General features: G+C 62.8%; 14 protein-coding genes and 1 pseudogene. 12 read left to right on the forward strand and 3 right to left on the reverse strand.

The annotated features are described in order from the left end of the window. Positions 1 to 232: 232 nt before the first annotated feature. Positions 233 to 493 (reverse strand): 30S ribosomal protein S20, encoded by a 261-nt coding sequence (gene rpsT, locus A2J01_RS17240; RefSeq protein ID WP_003944567.1) that lies wholly within the window; start codon positions 491 to 493, stop codon positions 233 to 235. A gap of 197 nt (positions 494 to 690) precedes the next feature. Here rpsT and A2J01_RS17245 point away from each other — a divergent pair, with 197 nt between their 5' ends. The 4 genes from A2J01_RS17245 to A2J01_RS17260 are packed head-to-tail and all read left to right on the forward strand — an operon-like array spanning position 691 to position 5,016. Beyond that, entirely contained in the window at positions 691 to 2,316 is a 1,626-nt protein-coding gene (locus tag A2J01_RS17245; RefSeq protein ID WP_003944471.1) for a circularly permuted type 2 ATP-grasp protein, read from the forward strand. 56 nt (positions 2,317 to 2,372) lie between these two features. Continuing rightward, a complete protein-coding gene (locus A2J01_RS17250; protein ID WP_003944483.1) occupies positions 2,373 to 3,344 on the forward strand; it encodes an alpha-E domain-containing protein in 972 nt (323 codons plus the stop codon). A gap of 8 nt (positions 3,345 to 3,352) precedes the next feature. Beyond that, on the forward strand, positions 3,353 to 4,183 hold the full coding sequence (locus A2J01_RS17255; RefSeq protein ID WP_064113182.1) for a transglutaminase family protein: 831 nt from the start codon (positions 3,353 to 3,355) through the stop codon (positions 4,181 to 4,183). 59 nt (positions 4,184 to 4,242) lie between these two features. Next, complete coding sequence (locus A2J01_RS17260; RefSeq protein ID WP_064113183.1) at positions 4,243 to 5,016, forward strand: aquaporin; 774 nt, start codon at positions 4,243 to 4,245, stop codon at positions 5,014 to 5,016. A 30-nt stretch (positions 5,017 to 5,046) separates the two neighbouring features. Here A2J01_RS17260 and A2J01_RS17265 read toward each other — a convergent pair whose 3' ends face one another. After that, the gene (locus A2J01_RS17265; RefSeq protein ID WP_007731034.1) at positions 5,047 to 5,580 is read right to left on the reverse strand and encodes a type II toxin-antitoxin system PemK/MazF family toxin; all 534 of its coding nucleotides are present in this window, start codon (positions 5,578 to 5,580) and stop codon (positions 5,047 to 5,049) included. Between the two features lie 72 nt (positions 5,581 to 5,652). Here A2J01_RS17265 and lepA point away from each other — a divergent pair, with 72 nt between their 5' ends. The 3 genes from lepA (at position 5,653) to A2J01_RS17280 (ending at position 9,542) form a co-directional block, all read left to right on the forward strand. After that, on the forward strand, positions 5,653 to 7,545 hold the full coding sequence (lepA, locus tag A2J01_RS17270) for a translation elongation factor 4 (RefSeq protein WP_003944564.1): 1,893 nt from the start codon (positions 5,653 to 5,655) through the stop codon (positions 7,543 to 7,545). Between the two features lie 6 nt (positions 7,546 to 7,551). Further along, positions 7,552 to 8,481 carry an NAD(P)H-dependent flavin oxidoreductase gene (locus A2J01_RS17275; RefSeq protein ID WP_030536619.1) on the forward strand — a complete coding sequence of 310 codons (930 nt, stop codon included), beginning with the start codon at positions 7,552 to 7,554 and terminating at the stop codon, positions 8,479 to 8,481. A gap of 80 nt (positions 8,482 to 8,561) precedes the next feature. Further along, positions 8,562 to 9,542 carry an ABC transporter substrate-binding protein gene (locus A2J01_RS17280; protein ID WP_231915812.1) on the forward strand — a complete coding sequence of 327 codons (981 nt, stop codon included), beginning with the start codon at positions 8,562 to 8,564 and terminating at the stop codon, positions 9,540 to 9,542. A gap of 56 nt (positions 9,543 to 9,598) precedes the next feature. Here A2J01_RS17280 and A2J01_RS17285 read toward each other — a convergent pair whose 3' ends face one another. Further along, a complete protein-coding gene (locus A2J01_RS17285) occupies positions 9,599 to 11,557 on the reverse strand; it encodes a glycoside hydrolase family 15 protein (RefSeq protein WP_003944557.1) in 1,959 nt (652 codons plus the stop codon). 82 nt (positions 11,558 to 11,639) lie between these two features. Between A2J01_RS17285 and A2J01_RS17290 the strand changes: the two genes are divergently transcribed. The 5 genes and pseudogenes from A2J01_RS17290 to A2J01_RS17305 all read left to right on the forward strand — a co-directional run. Next, complete coding sequence (locus A2J01_RS17290) at positions 11,640 to 11,846, forward strand: hypothetical protein (protein WP_007731042.1); 207 nt, start codon at positions 11,640 to 11,642, stop codon at positions 11,844 to 11,846. A gap of 123 nt (positions 11,847 to 11,969) precedes the next feature. Further along, positions 11,970 to 12,059 (forward strand): Ms4533A family Cys-rich leader peptide, encoded by a 90-nt coding sequence (locus A2J01_RS37340; protein WP_309599318.1) that lies wholly within the window; start codon positions 11,970 to 11,972, stop codon positions 12,057 to 12,059. 196 nt (positions 12,060 to 12,255) lie between these two features. Continuing rightward, positions 12,256 to 13,287 carry a sulfate ABC transporter substrate-binding protein gene (locus A2J01_RS17295; protein ID WP_003944569.1) on the forward strand — a complete coding sequence of 344 codons (1,032 nt, stop codon included), beginning with the start codon at positions 12,256 to 12,258 and terminating at the stop codon, positions 13,285 to 13,287. Positions 13,288 to 13,294: 7 nt separating this feature from the next. Further along, positions 13,295 to 14,143 carry a sulfate ABC transporter permease subunit CysT gene (gene cysT / locus A2J01_RS17300; RefSeq protein ID WP_030536617.1) on the forward strand — a complete coding sequence of 283 codons (849 nt, stop codon included), beginning with the start codon at positions 13,295 to 13,297 and terminating at the stop codon, positions 14,141 to 14,143. Then, a pseudogene (locus A2J01_RS17305) lies at positions 14,140 to 14,422 on the forward strand (sulfate ABC transporter); the annotation flags it as partial. The gene cysT and the pseudogene A2J01_RS17305, both read left to right, overlap by 4 nt.

A 14,422-nucleotide genomic window follows, 5' to 3' on the forward strand; every position in this document is an offset into this window, starting at 1 on the left:
AAAGCGACGACCGCCCAGAAGACAGTCGTGAACAACCAGCTGCGAGGGCGCTTCCCGTGCCCGTTGATCGCCATCATCAGATGGTTGCAGCCCGCTCCACATATTCGCTGCAAGACATGGATGGCGGGTCTTCGCACTGACCCGATTGAATACGCAAAATAGCCGCCTGGTCTTTCGACCTGGCGGCTATCGAGACGAACCAGTGTGACGGCGAACCGTCACAGTGGAAACGTCAGAGCTTGTTGGCAGCCTGCGAGAGTGCAGACTTCTTGTTGGCAGCCTGGTTGGCGTGAATGACGCCCTTGCTGGCTGCCTTGTCGAGCTTGCGGCTGGTGGAGACGAGGAGCTCGTTGGCCTTGTCCTTGTCACCGGCTGCCGCAGCCTCGCGGAATGAACGGATCGCGGTACGCAGCGAGGACTTCACCGACTGGTTACGGAGTCGGGCCGCCTCGTTGGTACGGATTCGCTTCACCTGGGACTTGATGTTGGCCACGCGTAAAATCCTTGTCGTCTTTAGCTGGTTACGGTCGAGAAAGCTGTGGGCGCACTGATGCACCGACTGGCAAGATTACCAGCCGAGGGCCCAAGAACCCAAACCGTCGCACGTTGCGTCTGTCGAGAAGGGTACACCGAGCGCCCGATTTCTCGCCGCGCTGCCGAATAGCCCCACTTGTAGCAGCATGTTGCCCTATGACGCCGCCGCCTTCGAAAAGTTCGAGTAAAACAGGTTCGACCACCACCCGAGCGCGTCCTGCCGCAGTGTTCGACGGATATTCAGACATCGGTCGCTACGAGTTGGCTTTCGACGAGATGTTCGAGCCCGACGGCTCGGTGCGTGGTCCGTACAAGGGTGTGTACAAAGCCCTGGCGCCGACGAGCAGCGCCGACCTTGCCGCGCGTGCCGACGCACTCGGACGCGCATTCATCGACCAGGGCGTGACGTTCTCGCTGTCCGGGCAGGAGCGACCGTTTCCGTTGGATCTGGTGCCGCGCGTCATCGCCGCGCAGGAGTGGTCGCGGCTTGAAAAGGGCATCAAGCAGCGAGTGAAGGCGCTCGAGTTGTTCCTCGCGGACATTTACGGCGAGCAGCGAATCCTGCGCGATCACGTGTTGCCGCGCCGCTTGGTGACCTCGTGCGAGCACTTCCACCGTGAAGCAGCCGGCATCGTGCCGCCCAACGGTGTGCGAATTCACGTCGCGGGTATCGACCTGGTCCGAGACGAGGCGGGAGAGTTCCGAGTCCTCGAGGACAATCTGCGATCTCCGTCCGGTGTCTCCTATGTGATGGAAAACCGTCGCACCATGACTCGGGTGTTCCCGGATCTGTTCATGTCCCACAAGGTGCGGGCGGTCGGTGATTACGCAACACACCTGCTGAGGGCGCTGCGTGCGGGTGCTGCACTCAACGAAGCGGACCCGACAGTGGTTGTTCTCACACCGGGTATCGCCAATTCCGCCTATTTCGAGCATTCGTTGCTCGCTCGTCAGATGGGTGTGGAACTCGTCGAAGGTCGCGACCTGTTCTGCCGCGACAACATGGTGTACATGCGCACGACGGAAGGCGAGCGCCAGGTCGACGTCATCTATCGCCGCATCGACGACGAGTATCTCGACCCGATGCACTTCCGTCCGGATTCGATTCTCGGCGTCGCAGGCCTACTGAATGCGGCGCGGGCGGGCAACGTGGTGATCTCGAGCGCCGTCGGCAACGGAGTCGGTGACGACAAACTCGTCTATACCTACGTTCCGCAGATCATCGACTACTACCTCGGTGAGAAGCCGCTCTTGCAGAACGTCGACACGTTCCGCTGTTGGTTGGACGAGGAGTGCGAGCAAGTCCTCGACCGCGTCGCCGAACTGGTCATCAAGCCGGTGGAAGGGTCCGGCGGCTACGGAATCGTCTTCGGACCCGACGCGAGCCCCAAGGAACTGGCCGCGATCACCCGCAAGATCAAGGCAGACCCGCGCGGGTGGATTGCGCAGCCACTCGTGCAGTTGTCCACGGTGCCGACCAAGATCGACGATGTTCTCTCGCCGCGCCACGTGGACTTGCGGCCCTTTGCCGTCAACGACGGTGAGGACGTGTGGGTGTTGCCCGGCGGCCTGACCCGGGTGGCACTTCCGGAAGGTTCGCTGGTGGTCAACTCCAGCCAGGGCGGCGGAAGCAAGGACACGTGGGTGCTTGCGAGTCGCACCTCTGACGAAGACCCAGAGTTGTCAGGCGAGGAACTGGTGTCCGAGCCCCCGGAATCCGCGGAGCCGGTGCAGGGTCCCGAACTGAGCACCTCGCAGCAACAACAGCAGCAGCAACAGTGAACACCTCGGAAGTGCCCAGCTACCAAGAACTATCAGTGAACGGAGCGTGGTGACCGATGCTTGCTCGCAACGCAGAGTCCCTCTACTGGATCGGCCGCTACGTCGAGCGCGCCGACGACACTGCTCGGATCCTCGACGTCGCCGTCCATCAATTGCTCGACGACGCCACCGTCGACCCGGACCGCACGTCGCGTCTGCTCCTGCGTGTCCTCGGCATCGAGGCGCCGGAGGGCAAGCTCGACGTGCGCTCGCTCACCGATCTGGTTGCGTTCAGCCGCAACCAGGTTGGTTCGATCGTGGACTCGCTGGCAAGTGCTCGTGAGAATGCTCGCGGGGCGCGTGAGGTCACGTCGAGTGAGATGTGGGAGTGCCTGAACACCACGTACAACGGACTGGCCGAGCGTGAACGTGCCTCACGCAGGCTGGGGCCACACGAGTTCTTCCGCTATGTGGAGGAACGCGCAGCGATGTTCGCGGGCCTGGCGGATTCCACGCTCAGTCGCGACGACGGCTATCGGTTCCTTCTGCTGGGCAGGTCGATCGAACGTGTCGACATGATCGTGCGGATGCTTCTGGCGCGCGCCGGTGACCGCCCGTCGTCGCCGGCATGGGTCAGCGTTCTTCGCTCGGCGGGCGCACATGACACGTATCTGCGTACGTATCGCGGAGCGCTCGACGCCAATCGCGTCGTCGAGTTCATCTTGTTGGACAGGCTCTTTCCGCGCTCGGTGTTCCACTCGATCAGGCAGGCCGAGAAGTGCCTGCAGGAGCTCGACCCGCAGCCGGGCAGTCGCGTCGGAATCCGGGCGGAGGCGCCGCGGCTTCTGGGCCGCGCACGCAGCGAACTCGAGTTCCTGCCGCAGGGCGTGTTGCTCGAGGATCTGCAGGGACGGTTGCTCGGTTGGCAGGAGACCTGCCGCGAACTGGGTGAGGCAATTGCATTGCAGTACTTCCACGCTGCGCCGTGGGTCGCGTGGACGGATGCCGGCGCCGCGTATGCGGAGTCGACGGTGGAGGGAGAGCTGTGAGCTGGCGGATGAGGGTCGTGCACACCACGGGATATGCGTACGACGCCCCGGTGACGTCGTCGTACAACGAAGCGCGATTGACACCTCGCGGCGACACCAGGCAGACGGTGATACTCACGCGCGTCGAAACCCAGCCGGCAACGCGTTCCTACCGATACACCGATTACTGGGGCACCGCGGTGACCGCCTTCGACTTGCACGCCCCGCATACGGAACTCGAAGTGACGGGACTGCCGGTGGTCGAGACGGAACCGTTTGTTCAGCCCGAGGAAACCGTCGACTGGGATGAATTGTCGGGAAACGCGATTAAAGATCGATTCAACGAACAACTGAGTTTCACGAGATATGTTCCGCGTGATCGTAAGCTGGCGACAATTGCCAAGGAATTGCGCAAAGATAAATCACCTGAAGATGCAGTAGTGGCTGCGTCGCAATGGGTTTACGGTGAAATGTCATATGTGCCGGGTACGACCGGAGTGCATACGTCGGCGGTCGAGGCGTGGTCGGCACGGAAAGGCGTCTGCCAGGATTATGCGCATCTGACCTTGGTGTTGCTTCGAACGATGGGCATTCCCTGTCGGTACGTTTCCGGCTATCTCCACCCCAAACGTGATGCGGCAGTCGGGGACACTGTGGTCGGGGAATCGCACGCGTGGATCGAAGCGTGGACCGGCACGTGGTGGGGATATGACCCGACCAATGCGATAGCTGTGAATGAACAGCATGTCTCGGTCGGAATAGGAAGGGACTATTCGGATGTGCCGCCTTTGAAGGGAATCTTTTCCGGTGGACGCTCCACAGATCTCGAAGTTGTTGTGGAGATCACCAGGCTTGCGTAAAGTCCGGCAAATCTAGGCGCGTGAGCATTACTACCGTTCGATGAGAAGAAGGTGGGAATATGTCTCCAACTGCACAGGAATTGACTGAGATCGAACCGATCTCGGATGTGAAGAAGTATGCGGCCGAAGCGGTGGGGACATTTGTGCTCGTGTTCTCCGCGGTCGGAACTGCCGGCTTCGCAGGTGCGAAAGTCGGCAATCTCGGAGTTGCCTTCGCATTCGGCCTGACCCTGCTGTTCCTCGTATATGCGATCGGACCGATTTCCGGTTGCCACGTCAACCCAGCAGTGACTCTCGGCCAATTCGTGATCGGGCGAATCTCAGCCGTCAATGCGGCGATTTACGTTGTCGCGCAAGTGATCGGCGGCTTGGTCGCAGGCGTCGTGATCTACACGGTGGCCAACAGTCTCCCGGCGTACAACCGTGCTGCTGACGGTTTGGGTGCAAACGGTTGGGGCGCACACAGTCCGTCTGCCGAGAAGAATCTTCTCGGAAACGTGGTTTCCGACGGCTACGGCATCGGTGCCGCCATGATCATCGAGATCCTGCTGACAGCACTGCTGGTATTCGTCGTTCTCGCGTCGACCGACCAGATCTCCGACGTGCCGCTCGCCGGGGTGTCCATCGGCTTCACCCTGGCCGTCATTCACCTGATCTCGATCCCGATCGACAACACCTCCGTCAACCCCGCTCGAAGCCTCGCTGTCGCACCGTTCCAGGACGGTGCACTCGGTCAGGTGTGGTTGTTCATCGTGTTCCCGCTCATCGGCGGTGCGCTCGGTGCACTCATCTATCGAGCACTCTTCGGACGGTTCAACCGTATGGACAGCTGATCGACACTGTTTCCATCGTCCGGGTCGGCTTCAGCTCCAGCTGAAGTCGGCCCGAAGTTTTGCCGCGACCGCGTCGAACTTCTTGTGATCCATGACGGCGCCCTCGCGCCGGATCCCGCTCTCGGGAACGTCGAGCACCCGGTCGAGCCGGACCCAGCTGGGCCTTCCCTCGCCGTCCCATGGACCCGAACCGATTGCGAGCCAATCGCGCTCACCCTCGCGCTTACTCTGCGAAGACAACATCAGGCCGAGCAGCGTGTCGCCGTCGCGGCCGACAACCAGCACTGGGCGGTCTTTGCCCTGGGTCGGATCCTCCTCGTAGGCAACCCAGGTCCAGACGATCTCGCCCGGATCGGCCTTGCCGTCGAGGTCGGGGGAGTACTCGACCTTGCGGGCGCGATGTGCGGTCGGAGACGTTCGCGCGGCGATCGGGCGGCCGGTCGGACCCGGTTTCGAGGCAGACGACTGGGACGTGGACGACTGCAGCTGGCGCAGCAACGCAGGGCCCTTCTCCACCGCGAGGGCGCCGAGGGTTCTGCCGATCTGCTTCCACATGCTTGCCATAGCGTTCGAGCATAATCACCCACCCGTGGGAACCCCTGGTACGGCGGCGCCGAGACTTGGATATCCTGAGGGTTGACAGTGGCCCGGATCCGGGCCGGTGCCGGTCCGACTAAGGGGTCTCCCATCAGCAGCTTCGCCGACAAGACGTTCACGGATCCTGCGCAGATCCGGAACTTCTGCATCATCGCGCACATCGACCACGGTAAGTCGACGCTGGCAGATCGCATGCTTCAGCTCACCGGTGTGGTCGAAGAGCGGGCGATGCGTGCGCAGTACCTGGACCGCATGGACATCGAGCGTGAACGCGGCATCACCATCAAGGCTCAGAACGTTCGTCTGCCCTGGACCGTCGACGGCGAAGAGTTCGTCCTCCACCTCATCGACACTCCCGGCCACGTCGACTTCACGTACGAGGTCTCCCGTGCGCTCGAAGCATGCGAGGGCGCAATTCTGCTGGTCGATGCTGCTCAGGGCATCGAAGCTCAGACGCTGGCGAACCTCTACCTGGCGATGGAGAAGGATCTCAAGATCATTCCCGTCCTCAACAAGATCGACCTCCCGGCCGCGGATCCCGACCGCTATGCCGAAGAGATCGCGCACATCACGGGCTGCGAGCCCGGTGATGTCCTGCGCGTCTCGGGTAAGACCGGTATGGGCGTCAAGGAACTGCTCGACGAGGTGATCAAGCAGGTACCTGCGCCTGTCGGCGATGCTGACGGTCCCGCCCGCGCGATGATCTTCGACTCCGTCTACGACGCCTACCGCGGCGTGGTCACCTACGTGCGTGTGGTCGACGGTCGGATCCGTCCCCGCGAGAAGATCACGATGATGTCCACGGGCACTACACACGAACTGCTCGAGGTCGGCATCATTTCCCCCGAGCCGAAGGCCAGTATCGGTCTGGGCGTCGGCGAGGTGGGCTACCTCATCACCGGTGTGAAGGATGTCCGTCAGTCGCGCGTCGGTGACACCGTCACCACCACCCGCAACGGCGCGACCGAACCGCTGGTCGGCTACCGCGATCCCAAGCCGATGGTCTACTCGGGCCTCTACCCGATGGACGGCTCGGACTACCCCGTGCTGCGCGATGCCCTCGACAAGCTCCGTCTCAACGACGCGGCGCTGGCGTATGAACCCGAGACGTCGGTTGCCCTCGGATTCGGCTTCCGCTGCGGCTTCCTCGGCCTGCTCCACATGGAGATCACCCGCGACCGCCTCGAACGTGAGTTCGGCCTCGAACTGATTTCCACTGCGCCCAACGTCGTCTACCGCGTCGTGATGGAGGACGGGGCCGAGGTCATCGTCACCAACCCGTCGTACTGGCCGGAAGGCAAGGTGCGCGAGGTCTACGAGCCGGTCGCCAAGTGCACCGTCATTGCCCCGAGCGAGTACGTCGGCGCCATCATGGAGCTGTGCCAGTCCCGTCGCGGTGAGCTCGGCGGCATGGACTACCTCTCCGAGACTCGCGTCGAACTGCGCTACGAACTGCCCATGGGCGAGATCATGTTCGACTTCTTCGACGCCCTCAAGTCCCGCACCAAGGGATACGCCAGCCTCGATTACGAGGAGGCCGGTGAGCAGCAGGCCGACCTGGTGAAGGTCGACATCCTTCTGCAGGGCGAGGCCGTCGACGCGTTCTCCTCGATCGTGCACCGCTCCAACGCTGGTGCTTACGGCGGACGCATGACGTCGAAGCTTCGCGAGCTGATTCCTCGCCAGCAGTTCGAGGTTCCGATTCAGGCCGCGATCGGCGCGAAGATCATCTCGCGCGAGAACATTCGCGCAATCCGCAAGGACGTTCTTGCCAAGTGCTACGGCGGCGACATCAGCCGTAAGCGCAAGCTGCTCGAGAAGCAGAAGGAAGGCAAGAAGCGCATGAAGACCATCGGTCGCGTCGAGGTGCCGCAGGAAGCATTCGTGGCGGCCCTGACATCGGAATCGGTCGGCGAGAAGCCCAAGAAGTAGGAGCGCATGGTCACCACCTGGTTGTCCCGAGAGTTCGGAATCGAAATCCCGGTTCTCGGGGCGCCCATGGGTGGTCGCGCGGGCGGCGCGCTCGCCGGAGCTGTATCGGCGGCCGGCGGGTTGGGTCTGCTCGGCGCGGCTCGGTACAACACACCGGAGTGGATCGAGGCCGAAGCTGAAGTGGCCCGCTCGATCGGCGGAAAGTTCGGCGTCGGCCTGATGACGTGGTCGCTGCCCGAGAACGAGTTGATGCTCGACGCCGCGATTGCCGTCGAGCCGACCATGATCACCTTGTCGTTCGGTGATCCCGCCTCGTATGTCGGACGAATCCACGATGCGGGCATTCCCGTTGTGTCACAGATCAATACGCTCGAAGACCTTCGCATTGTCGAGGCCGCGGGTGTCGACGGCGTGATCGCGCAAGGCGGTGAGGCAGGCGGTCACACGGGCCGAATCGGAACCTTGCCGCTGCTGCAGGAGATCCTCGAAACGACATCACTTCCAGTACTGGCGGCCGGCGGAATCGGGACCGGTCGCGGTTTGGCCGCAGTCCTGGCAGCCGGCGGGGAAGGCGTGATGATCGGAACGGCGCTGCTCGCCAGCCCGGAGACGGTCGGGCCGGACTATGCCCGCGACCGCGTCGTCGAAGCCGGAAGTGCCGACACGATTTACACCTCGGTGTTCGACCGAGCGCGCAGTCAACCGTGGCCGCAGCGGTGGGGCGGCCGCGCGGTGGCCAACGAGTTCACTGCCGCCTGGCACGGAGTCGACGCCGATGAGGAAATGCTGGCAAAGGCGTACGACCCGTCGGATCCCCACAGCGGAGTCGTCTACGCCGGAGAAGCTGTCGGACTCGTACACGGAACCCATCCGGCCGGCGACGTGGTTCGACGCATCGGCGCCGATGCGGAGCGTCTGCTCTCTCGTTTCGCCTGAAAGCAAGGTCGGACACAGCCGGGTCCCATATGAGAAGGTAAGCCTCTGCTAACTAGTGGAGGAGTATTTTCGTGCGTGCGATGAAGTTTTCGGCGGTGGCTCTCTTGGGAGCGCTGGTCGTAGGTATCAGCGGATGTTCGTCCTCGGACGCCGACGAGATCGCGGACGGTCGGGTCACCACGATCGACCACAAGTTCGGCGCCACCACGATCACCGGGACGCCGACGCGCATCGTCGCGGCCGACACCCAGTGGCTCGACGCTCTGCTCGAACTCGGAATCCAGCCGGTGGGGTACCTGGCTGCCGGCCCGATGGGCGACGAGCGTGGTCTGTTCCCGTGGGAGAGTGGCGTGGACGCGTCGGCGAAGGAACTCGATCGCTCGGCGATCCAGCAGTTCGGTGTCCCGCTCAAAGCTGAAGAAATTGCAGCCTTGGATCCCGATCTGATTCTCGGCGGGTTCTCCGTCGCCGATCAGGACGATTTCGACCAGTTGAGCAAGATCGCTCCGACCATTGCCGGTCTGTCCGACGTCCAGGTCGATCCGTGGCAGGACCAGGTGGAGATTCTCGGCCGGGTTCTCGACAAGCAGTCGCGAGCCGACGAGATCGTCGAGGCGACAAACGGGCAGATCGATGCGCTCGCACAGCGGTTGCCGGGGCTGAAGGGTAAGACCGCTCTTTTGTCGCAGTACGTCTTCCCGACGTCGCAGTTGGTGATCGTCGCTGATCCCAAGGACGGTGCTTCGGGACTGTTCACGCGTCTGGGAATGTCGTTGCCGCCCAAGCTGGTCGACGAGGCCGGTGTGACCGGTGGCCGGCTGATACTCAGCCCGGAACGGGTCGACGCTCTCAGCGCCGACGTCGTGGTGCTGCTGCCCAACGGCGGGTCGCTCGACGACATGATGAAGCTGCCGGGGTTTGCCGACCTGCCTGCAGTCAAGGGTGGCGGATTGGCCATCGTCGACTATCCGACTGTCGCCGGGTTGAACACTCCGTCGTCGCTGTCGCTGAAGTACTCGCTCGAATCGATCACGCCGCAGCTCGAAGCGGTGGCCGGCTAGACCTGCTGTGCGCCTTTATTAACCGCGGGCGGTTAATAAAGGCGCACAGCAGGGGTCTAGGTTGCGTTGTGCGCGGGCTGGAAAGCTCCGGCTTCGGCAGCTTCCTCGGCGCGGATCACATGGACCACGGCGTTGATCAGCGCCAGGTGTGTGAACGCCTGCGGGAAATTACCCAGATGGCGACCGGTGTGCGCGTCGATCTCCTCCGCGTACAGCTTGAGCGGGCTCGCGAACCCGAGCAGGCGCTCACAGAGATGCTTTGCGCGATCCAGTTCGCCGATCTCGACGAGGGCGGACACCAACCAGAAGGAACAGATGGTGAACGTGCCCTCCTCTCCGCTCAATCCGTCGTCGGTGGTGTCGACGCGATAGCGCAGGACCAACCCCTCTTCGGTGAGCTCGTCGGCGATCGCCAGCACCGTCGCCCGGATGCGCGGATCGTCGGCTGGCAGGAAGCGCAGCAGCGGTGCCAACAAGAGCGACGCGTCGAGTGAATCGTGGCCGTACCGCTGCGTCAGAACTCCGCGCGAGTCGACACCGTGCGCGAGGATGTCGGCCTTGATCTCGTCCGCGATGGCTGTCCATTGCTGTGCAAAGCTCTTCTCGCCCTGCATCTCTGCCAGCTTGGCGCCGCGATCGAGAGCGACCCAGCACATGATCTTCGACGACGTGAAGTGCTGCGGTTCACCGCGCACCTCCCAGATCCCGCGGTCGGGCTGGCGCCAATGCTTGATCGCTTCCTCGACCTGCTTCTTGAGCAGCGGCCACAACGCCTCGGGGACGCGCTCGCGGGTACGGATGTGGAGGTACACCGAGTCGAGCATGGTGCCCCAGATGTCGTGCTGCTGTTGATCGAACGCCCCGTTGCCGATACGCACCGGACGGGCGCCGTCGTAGCCGGACAGATGGTTGAGTTCGGATTCCTCGAGCGTGCGCTCGCCGCCGATGCCGTACATCACCTGCAAAGGATGCGGCTGACCGTTGTCCGAACTCGACACGTCGTAGATGAAGTTGAAGAAGTCGTTGGCCTCACGGTCCAACCCGAGCGTGTAGAGGCCCCACAGCGCGAAGGTGGAATCGCGAACCCACGCGTAGCGATAGTCCCAGTTGCGTTCTCCGCCTGGTGTTTCCGGTAGCGAGGTCGTCGAAGCCGCGAGTAGGGCTCCGGTCGGTGCGTAGGTGAGCCCCTTGAGTGTGAGCGCACTGCGCTGTAGGTATCCGCGCCACGGGTGATCGGGGAACTTGCCGATCGTCACCCACTCACGCCAGGACTTGGACGTCTGCCACATCTTGTCGGCGGCCTCGTCGAACGTCTGCGGCGCGGGAAGATCCGACCACGAGAGCGCGACGTACACGTTGTCGCCTTCGACCAGTCGCGTCCGCGCTCGTGCTTCACGACCTTCCAGACCCAGTCGTAGGTCGGTGGTCAAGCGCAGAGTGGGATGGTCTCCGGGCTTGGCGGAGCGACACGTTGCCGTTGCTTCCTCGTAGACCTTTCCGGTGTACTCCCAATTCGCCGTGCCACGGTGATAGTCGAACGCGGGCTCACAGCTCATCTCGAGTTCGACGGTGCCGCTGACGCATTTGACCGTACGGAGAAGGGTGTGTTCGGCATCCCAGTCGGTCGGTGTGCGCTTGTGCGTGTTCGATCGCTTGTCGACGTTGTGCCAGGGACCGAGAACCAGGGCGTCGCGGACGACGAGCCAGCCGGTCTCGGTCTGCCAGGTGGTCTCGAGAATGAGTCCACCCGGCAGATAGCGCCGAGCGGCCGGCACGTTCTGGCCGTAGGGGCCGATACGGAAATGGCCTGCGCTGCGGTCGAGGATGGCACCGAACACGCTGGGGGAGTCCGGGCGGGGAACGCACATCCACTCGACAGATCCGTTACGGGCAATCAGGCACGAGGTTTCGCAATCGGAAAGAAACGCATAGTCGTCGATCGGGGGAAAGTTGCTTCGATGGTGACCCGTGGAGGCGGGAGGAATCGTCTGCACCACTTCGTCGTCAGCACTCATTCGGCCATCATCCGGCCAGAATCGGCACACGTCCAATCCACACGCTGTCGGGACCGTATCGTCCGAAGGATAGGGTGTTGGCGTGGATCGGATTGCGGATTGGTGGGACAGCTTCGAGCTGTGGATGGCGGGGCTCCCGTTCATCCCGCAGGTCGCGTTGGTCCTGATCGTCGTCGTTCCGCTGTGCCGCCTGGTGGCCATCGGTCTGGATCGCGTGTTGGCCGCCGTTCTCGCTCTGCCGCTCTTCGGCTGGTTGCGTAGGAATTCTCGAGAAGTAGAGGAAAGCTGATGCCCCGCTCACGGGTCACTCTCGCCCTGATAGCCCTGATTCTCCTCGTGATCGTCGCGTGGCTTCTCACCCGTTAGTTCTCCCGATTAGAGCGGGCGCCGGTGCTCTGCTAAAGTCCACCGCGTGTCCGAAGCAACAGCTCCCGTAATCCGCCACCAGTTGGCGTTGATTGCTGTCGGCATGCTCGACGTCGCTGACGTCGCCTGTTGTTGATTTCCTGAGTTCGACCTCTCCGGTGGTGCTGCGCACCCCACTCGAACTTCTCTGCGCGTAACTCGCGCCCCCGATTCAGGGCTCATCGCCCGTCGGCTCTCCATGTCTGAACATCCCGATGGAATCAGCCCCAGAGGTCTCGGACTTGTCGTTTGACCAACCCTCGTTTGTCAGTCCTTTCAGGAAGGTATCTGCAATGAAACGCCGTTCCCGCACACTTCTCACTGCTATCGCGACCATGGGGGCCGTGGTACTCACAGCGTGCAGTGGTGGCTCGAGCGACACCGTGGGTGGTGACAGCGCCGCCAGCGACGGTAGCGCCGGCACGATCAACCTGTTCGCCTACGCCGTGCCGAAGCCTGGCTTCGACAAGCTCACCGCAGCCTTCCAGGCGACCGACGAGGGCAAGAACGTCAACTTCAATCCTTCCTACGGCGCCTCGGGCGACCAGTCGCGCAAGGTGAAGGACGGTGCCGAGGCAGACTTCGTCAACTTCTCCGTCGAGCCCGACATCACCCGTCTGGTCGATGCCGGTCTGGTAGATCAGAACTGGAACCAGGACGCCTACAACGGAATTCCGTTCGGATCGGTAGTCACCATCGTGACGCGTCCGGGCAACCCGAAGGGCATCAAGGACTGGGACGACCTGCTTCAGCCCGGCCTCGAGGTCGTCACGCCGAACCCGTTCAGCTCCGGCTCGGCCAAGTGGAACCTCTTGGCGCCGTACGCCGCCAAGAGCGACGGTGGCAAGAACCCGCAGGCGGGTCTCGACTACGTCACCGCCTTGGTCAACGACCACGTCAAGATCCAGCCCAAGTCGGGACGCGAGGCTTCGGAAGCCTTCCTGCAGGGTAGCGGTGACGTTCTGATCAGTTACGAGAACGAGGCACTGTTCATCGAAGGCAACGGCGACCCGGTCGAGCACGTCACCCCGCCCACGACCTTCAAGATCGAGAACCCCGTTGCCGTGATCTCGAACAGCAAGGTCCTCGACAAGGCGACCGCGTTCAAGGACTACCTGTACACGACCGAGGGTCAGACGCTCTGGGCCGAAGCAGGATTCCGTCCCGTTGATCCCGCCGTCGCTGCCAAGTTCACCGACAAGTTCCCCGAGCCGACCAAGCTGTGGACCATTGCAGACCTCGGCGGCTGGAAGGCCGTGGACAGTGCTCTGTTCACCAAGGACACCGGTTCGATCGCAGTGATCTACGACAACGCGACCAAGTAAGACTGACGTGACTGACACTATTGACCCCACCCCCGTGGCTCGTCGGCGAAAACTCGCGCGGGTCACGGGGAGTGTGGGGCCGCTCGGAATCGGAGTGGCCACCCTGTGGCTCTCCGTCATCGTTCTGCTTCCGCTCGCCGCGTTGACCGCCACCGCGTTCGACGAGGGGATCTCCGGATTCTGGGACGCCGTCACCGCACCCGTCGCCTTGGCGTCGTTGCGCGTGACGTTGTTGGTCTCGGTGATCGTGGCATTGATCAACGTCGTGATGGGCACGATCATCGCGTGGGTGCTGGTCCGGGACGACTTCCCGGGCAAGCGCATCGTCAACTCGATGATCGATCTGCCGTTCGCGCTACCGACCATCGTGGCATCGATCGTGCTGCTGTCCCTCTACGGCCCGCAGTCACCGATCGACATCCATCTCAATGCAACTCAGCCCGGACTGATCGTGGCATTGGCCTTCGTGACCTTGCCGTTCGTCGTCCGTTCCGTGCAGCCGGTGCTGATGGAGGTCGACCGCGAAGTCGAGGAAGCCGCTGCGTCGTTGGGAGCTTCCAACTGGACGATCTTTCGCTCGGTTGTTCTCCCGACGTTGGCGCCTGCCGTCATCTCCGGTGCGGGCCTCGCGTTCGCCAGAGCGATCGGTGAATACGGCTCGGTCGTTCTGATCGGCGGCAACATCCCACGCGTGACACAGATGACGTCGCAGTACATTCAGCAGCAGATCGAGATCGATCGTCCGACCAACGCCGCTGCCGTCTCGGTAGCGTTGCTGGCCATCGCATTCGTGACGCTGTTCGTCCTGCGAATCTTCGCCTCGCGGGGACAGCGACGTGAGGAGAGTTCCCGATGAACGTGTCCAGAGGATCGAAGATCGGTCTGCGGACCATCGCTCTCGTCTACCTGTTCGTGTTGCTGGTCGTGCCGATCGGTGTGATCCTGACGCGAACGTTCGAGAACGGAATCGGCCCGTTTCTCGAATCGATCACGACACCGGCAGCGATTTCCGCGCTGAATCTTTCGCTGATCATCGTGGCGATCGTGGTTCCGATCAACGTGGTGTTCGGTGTCGTCACGGCTCTGGCACTCGTGCGTGGGCGTTTCCCGGGCCGCGGAGTTCTGCAGTCGGTGG

Origin of the sequence: Rhodococcus sp. EPR-134 (assembly GCF_001647205.1) — a bacterium.
Classification (GTDB): Bacteria; Actinomycetota; Actinomycetes; order Mycobacteriales; family Mycobacteriaceae; genus Rhodococcus_F; species Rhodococcus_F qingshengii.

Coding starts and splice junctions, on each gene's coding strand:
- A2J01_RS17285 (WP_003944557.1), bottom strand. CDS start 11,557: ATGAGTGCTGACGACGAAGTGGTGCAGACGATTCCTCCCGCCTCCACG.
- A2J01_RS17295 (WP_003944569.1), top strand. CDS start 12,256: ATGAAACGCCGTTCCCGCACACTTCTCACTGCTATCGCGACCATGGGG.
- A2J01_RS17255 (WP_064113182.1), top strand. CDS start 3,353: ATGAGGGTCGTGCACACCACGGGATATGCGTACGACGCCCCGGTGACG.
- A2J01_RS17275 (WP_030536619.1), top strand. CDS start 7,552: ATGGTCACCACCTGGTTGTCCCGAGAGTTCGGAATCGAAATCCCGGTT.
- A2J01_RS17260 (WP_064113183.1), top strand. CDS start 4,243: ATGTCTCCAACTGCACAGGAATTGACTGAGATCGAACCGATCTCGGAT.
- A2J01_RS17280 (WP_231915812.1), top strand. CDS start 8,562: ATGAAGTTTTCGGCGGTGGCTCTCTTGGGAGCGCTGGTCGTAGGTATC.
- A2J01_RS17250 (WP_003944483.1), top strand. CDS start 2,373: ATGCTTGCTCGCAACGCAGAGTCCCTCTACTGGATCGGCCGCTACGTC.
- A2J01_RS17245 (WP_003944471.1), top strand. CDS start 691: ATGACGCCGCCGCCTTCGAAAAGTTCGAGTAAAACAGGTTCGACCACC.
- A2J01_RS17265 (WP_007731034.1), bottom strand. CDS start 5,580: ATGGCAAGCATGTGGAAGCAGATCGGCAGAACCCTCGGCGCCCTCGCG.